General features: G+C 43.3%; 11 protein-coding genes. All 11 read right to left on the bottom strand.

Annotated features, from left to right (window positions below; translation table 11 throughout):
* Nucleotides 1–826: 3-oxoacyl-[acyl-carrier-protein] synthase III C-terminal domain-containing protein (locus tag GMD3S_RS0209110; RefSeq protein ID WP_025172994.1), on the bottom strand; the 826-nt coding region annotated here is incomplete at its 3' end.
* Nucleotides 827–840: 14 nt separating this feature from the next.
* Nucleotides 841–2,103, bottom strand: coding sequence for a F390 synthetase-related protein (locus GMD3S_RS0209115; RefSeq protein ID WP_000724365.1), 1,263 nt, complete (start codon nucleotides 2,101–2,103; stop codon nucleotides 841–843).
* Nucleotides 2,081–2,896 carry an MBL fold metallo-hydrolase gene (locus GMD3S_RS0209120; protein WP_000034634.1) on the bottom strand — a complete coding sequence of 272 codons (816 nt, stop codon included), beginning with the start codon at nucleotides 2,894–2,896 and terminating at the stop codon, nucleotides 2,081–2,083. The genes GMD3S_RS0209115 and GMD3S_RS0209120 overlap by 23 nt, the downstream gene beginning before the upstream one ends.
* Nucleotides 2,871–3,851, bottom strand: a complete 981-nt coding sequence (locus GMD3S_RS0209125; protein WP_000757307.1) for an NAD-dependent epimerase/dehydratase family protein — start codon at nucleotides 3,849–3,851, stop codon at nucleotides 2,871–2,873. The genes GMD3S_RS0209120 and GMD3S_RS0209125 overlap by 26 nt, the downstream gene beginning before the upstream one ends.
* Nucleotides 3,852–3,854: 3 nt before the next feature.
* Nucleotides 3,855–5,123, bottom strand: coding sequence for a glycosyltransferase (locus GMD3S_RS0209130; protein ID WP_001226466.1), 1,269 nt, complete (start codon nucleotides 5,121–5,123; stop codon nucleotides 3,855–3,857).
* A gap of 104 nt (nucleotides 5,124–5,227) precedes the next feature.
* Nucleotides 5,228–6,379, bottom strand: a complete 1,152-nt coding sequence (locus GMD3S_RS0209135; protein ID WP_000190390.1) for an iron-containing alcohol dehydrogenase — start codon at nucleotides 6,377–6,379, stop codon at nucleotides 5,228–5,230.
* A gap of 184 nt (nucleotides 6,380–6,563) precedes the next feature.
* Nucleotides 6,564–7,019 (bottom strand): SP_0198 family lipoprotein, encoded by a 456-nt coding sequence (locus GMD3S_RS0209140; protein WP_000853130.1) that lies wholly within the window; start codon nucleotides 7,017–7,019, stop codon nucleotides 6,564–6,566.
* Between the two features lie 90 nt (nucleotides 7,020–7,109).
* Nucleotides 7,110–8,360 (bottom strand): bifunctional folylpolyglutamate synthase/dihydrofolate synthase, encoded by a 1,251-nt coding sequence (locus GMD3S_RS0209145; RefSeq protein WP_000464360.1) that lies wholly within the window; start codon nucleotides 8,358–8,360, stop codon nucleotides 7,110–7,112.
* Nucleotides 8,361–8,670: 310 nt separating this feature from the next.
* Nucleotides 8,671–8,976, bottom strand: coding sequence for a DUF1292 domain-containing protein (locus GMD3S_RS0209150; protein WP_000017624.1), 306 nt, complete (start codon nucleotides 8,974–8,976; stop codon nucleotides 8,671–8,673).
* A 15-nt stretch (nucleotides 8,977–8,991) separates the two neighbouring features.
* Entirely contained in the window at nucleotides 8,992–9,411 is a 420-nt protein-coding gene (ruvX, locus tag GMD3S_RS0209155; RefSeq protein WP_002876031.1) for a Holliday junction resolvase RuvX, read from the bottom strand.
* Nucleotides 9,412–9,414: 3 nt separating this feature from the next.
* A complete protein-coding gene (locus GMD3S_RS0209160; protein WP_000507059.1) occupies nucleotides 9,415–9,681 on the bottom strand; it encodes an IreB family regulatory phosphoprotein in 267 nt (88 codons plus the stop codon).
* Nucleotides 9,682–9,832: the final 151 nt, after the last annotated feature.

Here is a 9,832-nt window from a genome sequence, read left to right on the forward strand (position 1 = left end):
AGACTGACACCATATTTCCATAGTCAGTGACGAGATTGAGGTACTGATCCTCAGCCACACCTAGTTTTTCCATGACCAAAGGAAGAGCACGACTTGCTTGGTGAGGAATGATATAGTCCACGTCTGCCAAGGCTAGCTGTGTTTTTTCTTGAAACTCTTCAAACATGACTGGGATTTTACGAGCAGACAAGAGGAGGATTTTCTTCCCCTTCATGTCAAACATATAGTTGGTCTTCGTCGCTTCAGAGTACTCTTTTGGTTGAAAAGAAGTCAGACCTCCACGAATCTCCGTATCGTGAGCCCCTTCTGACCAAGTACGTTGGAGACTAGCAATGACCCCTTTTTCCTGATGACTTTTTTGGAAAATAAAGGCTGCTGCCCCATCACTAAAGAGTTCAAAACTTTCTTTCTGCTTGGGATTGAGCCCTAAACTACCAACCTCACTAGACACAATCAAGACACGATTGTATTCGCCCGCCTCGATCAAGTGGGACATAGTCGATAGAGCAGAAATAAAGCTGGTACAGGTCGTATTGATATCCATAGCTGGAATAGAGAGTCCTTTTGCCACGCGCTCATGAATCAAGGCAGCAGTACAAGGAATAGGCTGAACTCCAACTGCACTAGCTGATACAAGGCAATCGATATCTTTAATATCTAAATTTGCATGTTCAAGCGCACGCTGAATCGCTACCTCTGCCAAGTCGAGTTGCGTTTCTTCATTTTCAACTACACGATAACGGGTCTGGTCTTTGAATTGGACGGTATGCTTGGGAAGGCAAACACCATAACCTGCGATTTCTACATGTCTTTTTACTTCTGTCATTGTCTTTTATCCTTTCATAAACGTTGGATTCGTTTGAGTTTACGGCTAGTATCCCAGTGATAATCTGAAAATTGGATTTGAGGAACTATGAACTCTTTTTGCTGGGCCAAGAGTTGGAACTGTGCTAAAATTGCTGTCTCTACGTCCTCATCTCGTCGGCTTAAACAAACTTCCACTAATTTCTCGGAATGTTGCTTAACTTGGTAATCTCCTACATTCTCCACAAAGAGGATGCAACGCCTGATAAAGTCTGGATAGATGGTTACCTGTCCCCCATTCTGCCCTTCAAAGTAGAAGATATCATCAGAGCGTCCTTCGACCTTGTCAATCCGTGTATAGTAGGAGCCACAGGGACAAGGCTCCGGATTTTCAACCAAGATATCATTGAGCTGGTAGCGATAAACAGGCTGACTACTTCGCTTAAAGTCCGTAATCACTGGATAAAAACGGCGGTCATCTAGATACTGCTTTTCCACAAAGATAATGTCTTCGTTGAGATGTAGATTTCCAGCTGAGCAAGTGCAGGCTAGGAAACCTTCTGTCGCCTGATAAACTTGGTCAATGATGGATAGTGAAAAGGCTTCTGCGATCCGTCCCCTATCACTATCTTCCAAGATTTCCGCCACCGAAACGATTTTTTGTGGGTGAATAGCTAACTCTCCATCCTTGAGACGCTTGCTCAATTCAATCAACATCGAGGCTGGCGCCACAATAATCGTTGGTTGATAGTTGTTGAGTCGCTCGATATGCTCATCTGTATGTTTGAAAATATCAAAATACTCTAGACGAATGAGCGCCGTATTGATGGTCTGATAGAGTTCATTATCAGCTCTCAGGAAAAAGGCGATGCGGTGTCCAAAAAGCTGACCCTTGGGCAACATCTTTGCCAAGATAGCTGCAGCCCACATACTTCGCTCTTTCTCTGTTGTGATAAAGAGCCCCCGATGTCCAGACGTCCCTGAAGACAGACCGACGGCTACTTCCCCTTTAAGTTCAGTGAAGTCACGGGTCTTCTCACTTTCAATAGCTAAGGATAAGGCTTCATCTCTATCCACTCCTTGGGTGTTGAGCTCATTAAAATGTTCCATCATAAAAGCCTTGTCCATATGGTCAAAGTTGCTAGGAATCCCATTTTTAAAGTAGGGAGACTCTCGCTTTAAAAAGTCCATATAGTTGGCTAATTGCTTTTTCTGATAGTTTTCTACAGCTTCTCGAGATTTGAAATGATGAAGCCAACGAGTTTGGATAAAGGTTTTAAGAAAGGTTATTTTTTTCATGTAAGATTGACTCTATCCTTTCTACAGGATCATGACTAACAACTACCTCAATACCGGCCTTTAAGACTTCCTCCAGAAACTCTGTCCCCCTGATATAGTCGGCCCTATTATCCTGGACCAAGGAAGGAATCAGGTGCATCTGCTTGGTGTAAGGTAAGAGGTCAATTCCCCAACAGAGGTCCGCTGCAATGAGGAGATTAAGGTCTGGAAAATATAGACAGGCTTGCCCCCTAGCATGCCCGTCAACAGAGGCTACTAGGATACTGCCATCTCCGAAAAGATCACAAATCGGACGATAGGGAAAAGTTGAAACTTGCTGGTCAGCTCTGATAATGGTTAGATTTTTCTCAAAAGAAGCTGGTAAAAACTCCTTGAAAATCAGGTCTTTCAACTTGGGTTTTTGGTAGACTTCATATACTTCTTTTGTCAAGATAAAGGTTGCACGAGGAAAGAAACTAGCTCCTCCCAGATGATCTGGATGTAGGTGTGATAGAAGAACATAGTTAATTTCTTCTGGTTTGATTCCCTTCGCTTCCAGCAAACGTGAAATCTGGTCCTTCTCCGTCATTTGAACGGGCGTTCCTAGCCGATAGAAACCATAGCGAAGCCGGGTCTTAATATCGTAATGATAGCCTGTGTCATAGAGGAGATAGCCCTTGTCCCTGTGTTTGATAAGAAAAACACCTGCTGGAAAGGTCATCTTTTGATTCTTAACTCCCTTAAATAGCAAACCTGTGTAGCTGGTACAATAGCCTGCTGGGAAATAATCAATGCTTTCGATAATCTTGGACATATTGTTCAATCCCTTCCGAAATACTGATCTGAGGGCGATAACCCAAGTCTCGCTCCGCCTTGCTGATGTCCAGCGTCTGACTATAACGGAGCAGATAATAGGTATAGCGTGTCAGTGGCGGTTCACCTTTGAGTTTTAATACCTTATACAGAAACTCTAAACTACTGGCAATAACTGAAAGAAGAGGAGCTGGCACTTTTCTGTATGTTATTGGATAACCCAACCCTCTCAAGGTTTCTTCTATCAAATCCTTAAAGGCTCTTGGTTCCCCATTGGTAATATTATAAACTTCGCCACTAGCTTGAGGGGCCTCTAGTGCCAAGCGAATTGCCAGAGCGACATTTTCCACACAGGTCATATCCATGAGCTGACGACCATCCCCTATCAAGGGAATGCCAATCTTCTGACTGAGTTTGAGAACTCGGGGCAAAATACTGGTATCCCCAATCCCAAAAAGCCCACGAGGTCGTAAGATAATACTCGGAACATCGGGATAGTCCTTAAACAGCTTCTCCGAAGCCAGCTTACTACGAATGTAGTTGTTCAGATTATTTTCCTGAGGCGCAGCACTTTCTTTGATAGCTAACTGATCTCGAGGCGCAGCATAGATGCTAGGCGAGGACACATAAACCAAACGCAGAATATCAGCCTCTCGGCAAGCATCCAGAACATACTTGGTCCCTAAGACATTTGTCTGGTAGAAATCCTCCCAAGGCCCCCAAACGGTAGAAAGAGCACCCGCATGCACAACCATGTCCATCCCCTGACAAACCCGAGCCAAGTCCTCTTGCTTGGTCAAATCTCCCTGAAAAAATGCCACAGAGGAGTTTTCTAAAGACTGACCCACATTGCGATTGCGTCCAAAAGCGCGTACCTGATAGCCCTGCTGACTAAGCTCTTCAACAACATACTTGCCTAGAAAGCCCGTAGCACCTGTCACCAATACTTTCTTCATTTTTTACTTCTCCTTGTCCCCTAAGAGCCGATGTATTTCGCTCTTCAGAATCTCTGTTGGCTGATAGATTTGAGCTGCACGACTAAGTCTGTTCAAGTCTGGCCAGTCATCTCTAGCCAACAACTCATCAAAGGCACGTCCAATCGCTTCCGTATCCTCTCGTTTAGCAGTCAAGGCAATCCCTGCCTCTAATCCACGAACTGCATAGTCATACTGATCATAGTCATGGGGGAGAATCAAGGCAGGCTTACCATAGATGATACACTGGTAAAAAATACCCGCACCACCATGATGAATCACATAATCCATCTGAGGAATGTACTCCTTATAGGGAAGATAGGATACCACAGAAACATTGTCCATGAGCTCTTCACATTGGAAGTCTTGTCCGCCAAACCCCAGAGTCACAAAGAAGTGGCAATCTGGATGTGCTTCTGCCAATTGTTGTGTCTGATAGAGGAGATTGTCTTTAGCCCATGCTAGCTGAGTGCCACAGGAGACAAGGACCTTCTTATAACCTGCATAAGGAGACAAATCGAGTGGATAATTTTCTGCCCTCTCAATCGAAGAGCCAAAAGGTCCCACCCAAAGGTAGTGCTCTGGAAAACCGCTTTTCAGCTCCAACTCTTTCATCCCAATTCCCAAGATGGAATAGGGTGAATAGATGGTTTCCTGACCTTTCTGATTGTAGAGCCTAAAATCGTAACGTTTCAATCGTTCTCTCAATAAAAAGCTTACGATTCGTTTCCCTAAACGAGTCCCTTTTCTTCCTAGCCATTGCAGACCAGATTGGAAAGATGTTTTTGGACTGCCCATTCCTCCAAAGAAACAAGGCGGTCCATCTGTCGTTTCAATGGCAAACTGTGTCGCCATCGTGGTAATCCAGGGAATGTTCAACTGTTCCGCAACAAGTCCTCCAGAGAGGGTTATAAAGTCCGCAATCACAATATCCGGTCTATTTTCCTGCCACTCTTGCACTAATTGATCTGAAACCACATTGATCAAATCAAGACTAGCTGACAACTGTCGATAAGCAGAAAACAGGTTTAATTGACCTTCATTGTTGGCTACACGCTCAAACTCATCTACACAATTTTCTAAAATGGGAATCACCCGGAATCCCATCTCCTCTGCTACAGTTTTTCGTTGCGGTCCTGTAAATAATCGAATCTCATACAAGGGATCCTTCAACAAGGGGGCAAGTAAATTCAGTGTTGGGAAGAGATGCCCACTCAAGGGAACTACAACCACATCAATTTTGATTTTTCTCATATGTCTAGGATAGCAAATTTTTAAAAAAAGAACTACCAAAATGATAGTTCTTTCCAATATTATTTATATTTTGAGGAACAAGTCCCGTCTACTCTACTTGATTTTTAGAAGAGTTCTTTGTAGAGAGCAATGGTTTCTTCTAAAGTTGGCATAAATGGATTGCCTGGCGCACATGCATCAATCAAAGCATTCTTAGAAAGGTAGTCAAAGTCAAAGTCTTTTTCTTGGATACCGAGTTCAGTGAGTTTCTTCGGAATACCAACAGTTTCAGAAAGTTTCTCAATCTCAGCGATAGCATAGTCAGCGCATTCTTGGTCTGTTTTCCCCTCCACATGGAGTCCCAAAGCCTTGGCTACATTGCGGAATGCTTCTGGTACACGCTTGGCATTTTCACGTTCTACAACTGGGAGAAGCATGGCACAGCAGACACCATGTGGCAAGTTATATACCGCACCGAGTTGGTGAGCCATAGAATGAACATAACCCAAACCAGCATTGTTAAAGCTCATACCACCGAGGAAGATGGCATTGACCATACCCTCACGCGCTTCAATATCTTGGCCATTTGCCACAGCACGAGGAAGATACTCCTTGATGAGTTCAATCGCTCCGATAGAAAGTTTCTTGGTCACATTATAAGCACCTGGTGTTACCAAGGCTTCGACAGCGTGAGTAAGAGCATCCATACCTGTCGCTGCTGTCAATCCTTTCGGCTTTGAAAGCATGAGTTCTGGATCATTGACAGAGATAAGGGCAAGGCTATTCTTATCAACCATTACCATCTTGACCTTGCGCTCTTCGTCAGTAATAACATAGTTAATGGTGATTTCTGCAGAAGTTCCAGCTGTTGTATTGATCGCAACCACTGGCAAGCCTTTTTTAGCAGACTTGTGGAGACCTTCGTAGTCCTGTGGTTTGCCACCATTTGTAGCAATGATAGAGATACAACTAGCCGCATCCTGAGGAGATCCTCCCCCAAGACTGATGATGAAGTCACATCCATGCTCTTTCAGGACAGCCACTCCGTCTGTGACGTTCTTGCAAGTCGGATTTGGCTCCACATCGCTAAAGATTACATATTCGATCCCTTCAGCATCTAACGGTTTTAGGACTTTGGGTAAAATATCACTACCTTCGATGAACTTATCTGTCACCAAAAGGGCCTTCTTATACCCCAGTTCCTTGATATACGGACCTACTTCATTTACAACACCTTTACCAATAAGGTTAACTGCCGGAACGTAAAATGTAGCCATATGCTTTTCCTCCTGCGCCTTTGCGCTATTTGATTATTTACTATAAGTATACGACCTTATAAGAAGTTTTACAAATATTTGTAAGCGTTTTAAGTAAAAAGTTAGTAAAGAACAGCCAGCCACTTTTTCAAGAAAAAAGCTCCAAAAAGATGGATTTCATCTCATTGGAACTTTTACTTAATCATTATTGCTTAGTTAATACCACTCGGTCAGATGTCTCTCGGTCCATATCGTCGATAATCAATTGATTACCATTAACCGTGTAAATTTTGACATCATCACCGATAATGACACGTTGATTTTCTGGTTCAAAGCTGACTTGCTTGATTTCCTTATCTCCATCTGGCTCGACCTCAGTCCATGTACCAGTTTTACCTGTTACAACAAGAGTGATTTGGTCATTCTCATCTTTTCCAGTATAGGTACCATCGATATTCGTAGGTTGAGCTACAGTAGTGTCCTGACTTGAGGACGCCTGTGGTTGACTAGCACTTGTCGCAGCGCTAGAAGATGATTCTTGTTGAGAAGATGATTGCTGAGCAGATTGCTGGGTAGGGGCTTGTGCCTTAGGTCCACAAGCTGCTAAAAGACTAAGAATTGCTAGGGAAGCAATAGAAAGTGTGAATGTTTTCGTTTTCATAGCGATTTCCTTTCTTTTGTGCCAATGTTTTGCTGGAATCGTTTCCAGATATACCTCCTACCTCAAGTATAACAACTTAAGCCTAGAAGGTCAACTAATCCCATCGCTTCCTTGCAAACTCGCTCGGACTTCCGAGATAAAGTAGAGCGAGCCCGTCACGAAAAGCAAGTCCTGATCTTTGGCCTTTTCTTCAAATTCTCTGATAAAACCGCCATAGGAAGAAATCAAATCGTAACCCGCCACATCCTTTTCATCCAGAGAGCCTTGGTAGTCAAAGCCTGTTACCTTAAGTTCCACCTCAGGCAACTGCTTAGATAGATAGCCTAACATCCCCTGATAATCCTTGCGTTTAAGTGCTCCAAAAAGGATGCGAACCTGGTAACCTTGCTGGATTTTCCCTTGGATAAACTCGACTAGACGAGTCAAGGCTGGCAGATTGTGAGCCCCATCTAGGTAGATTTGTGGACGAATCCGTTCCAATCGACCTGCCCAATGTGTCTCCTTCAAAGCCCGTCTGACAAACTCTTCTTCGACCCTTTCACCTCTTGACGCCATAAACAGAAGAAAAGTTTCTAAAGCCAAGGCGGCATTTTCTTGCTGATAAGCACCTTCTAAACCGATTTCAAGCTGTGAAAAGTTTGCTAGCTTACTTGAAAAATCCCCAGCATTCAAGGTGAAGTCTCGCCCAGCTTGATAAAGTTCGACAGCTAACTCTCTCGCTTTACTTTGACAGACAAGCTCCGCTTCTGGAGTAAGCTTGGCAATGACTGCCTTCTTGCCAGCCTTGAAAATACCAGCTTTCTGCTCGGCTATTTCCTCCAGACTATCGCCCAAGGTCTCCTGATGATCTAGCCCAATCGAAGCAATAACTGCAATCTCTCCTGTTACGACATTAGTGGTATCAAGCAAACCACCAATCCCCACTTCTAGCAGAACCAGATCCACTCCCTGCTCTTTAAAGTAAAGCAAAGCAATCAGAGTCAGTAATTCAAAAAAGGACAACTGGTCATAGGTTTGCAAAAGCGTCTTTTCCATCTCATTGACCTGCTCCGCCAAACGGATAAAATCTGCATCAGCAATCGGTTGCCCATTAATACAGATTCGATCATGGATACTGACGATATGAGGAGAGGTGAAAGTACCAACTTTTTTACCATGAGCAACAAACAACTCCCTCATGAAGGCAATAGTTGACCCTTTACCGTTAGTACCTGTTACGTGGATAATAGGATAAGTCTTCTCAGGATTCCCCAGCAAATCCACAGCTCGCTGCATTCGTCCAAGTCCAGATCTAAAGTTTAAACCAATCCGACTATGCAGCCATTTTTCTACTTCAAACATACATGTCTCCTTAACAAAAGTCCAATCAACTACCGCATCAAAGTATGATTACAAATAAAAAACGAGGTCGGGACTAAAATCCCGACCTCTTACCTGGTTAGCTAATCACTAGCTACTATGAATTTCAACGTGAGCTAAAAACATCCACTGGATGTTCCAACTCTTTCTAGTTTCTAGGAGTTGGGGTGATACAGTCTCCCAGACATACCAGTTCTCTCTTATTTTAAGGAACTGGGCTAAAAACGTTCCCCGGACGTTCCAACTCTCTCCAATTTCTGGGAGTTGGGCTGATACAGTCTCCCAGACTGTATCACTCCTCCATAAAGCTGTTGAAGACTTCTTCAATCATGTTCCATTCGTCTTCTGAGTCTTCTGGAATTGGTTGCAATTCGCCTTCTGTTCCGTCTTCATTTTCGATGAATGAGTAAGCTTGAATTTCAACTTCACCATTTTCATCTTCTTCTGCATTAACTGGCACTAGCAGAACATAGTTTTTACCAAATTCTTCTTTCCCGTCGATGGTCAAAAGAATTTCAAACAAGGTTTCATTTCCTTGCTCATCTACTAGTGTAATCAATTCACGTTCTTCGTGGTCATGGTTGTGATCGTGTGACATAGTTTCTCCTCTGTCTTAAAATTTTCTATCTAAATAATTTTGCAAAATCAGCTGAGCAGCCAACTTATCAATAACTTTCTTGCGTTTGTTACGGCTGATATCTGCTTGTTCAATCAACATACGCTCCGCAGCGACCGTTGTCAAACGCTCATCCTGATAGTCTACTGGCAAACCAAAGAGTTCTTCTAGCTTGGCACCATAGGCTTGACTGGCTTCTACTCGCGGACCACTGGTATTGTTCATGTTCTTTGGCAAACCTACTACAAAGCGTTCTACCTTATAGCTGTCAACCAATTCCTTGATGCGGTCAAAACCAAACTGGCCCTGGTCCTCATTAATCTGGATGATTTCAAGTCCCTGAGCGGTGAAACCGAGCGGATCGCTAATAGCCACCCCTACTGTTTTTGAACCGACGTCCAATCCCATAATTCTCATAGATTATAGATCGACTCCTTGTCCTTTTAGGTAGTAGCGTACCAATTCTTCAACAATTTCATCACGCTCATACTTACGGATTTGATTTCGTGCATTGTTATAACGAGGAACGTAGGCAGGGTCTCCACTCAATACATAACCGACGATCTGGTTAATCGGATTGTAGCCCTTGTCATTCAAAGAAGCATAAACATCTGTCAATGTTTCGCTAATTTCTTTCTTATTGGAATCATCCAATTTAAACCGTACAGTTTCTTCAGTAAATCCCATTCTAACACCCTCTTTCCTTAGAATAGTACTATTATAGCACATTCCCTGACGTTCTACAAATAAGTCAGTCTATTAATTTGGATTTTCTATTGTTCTGTCGCCCCATTTGCCACTCTATCTGCAATATATTGGCTAGGTTCGTTTTTTAAGA

This window comes from Streptococcus sp. GMD3S, from assembly GCF_000298695.2.
Lineage (GTDB): Bacteria > Bacillota > Bacilli > Lactobacillales > Streptococcaceae > Streptococcus.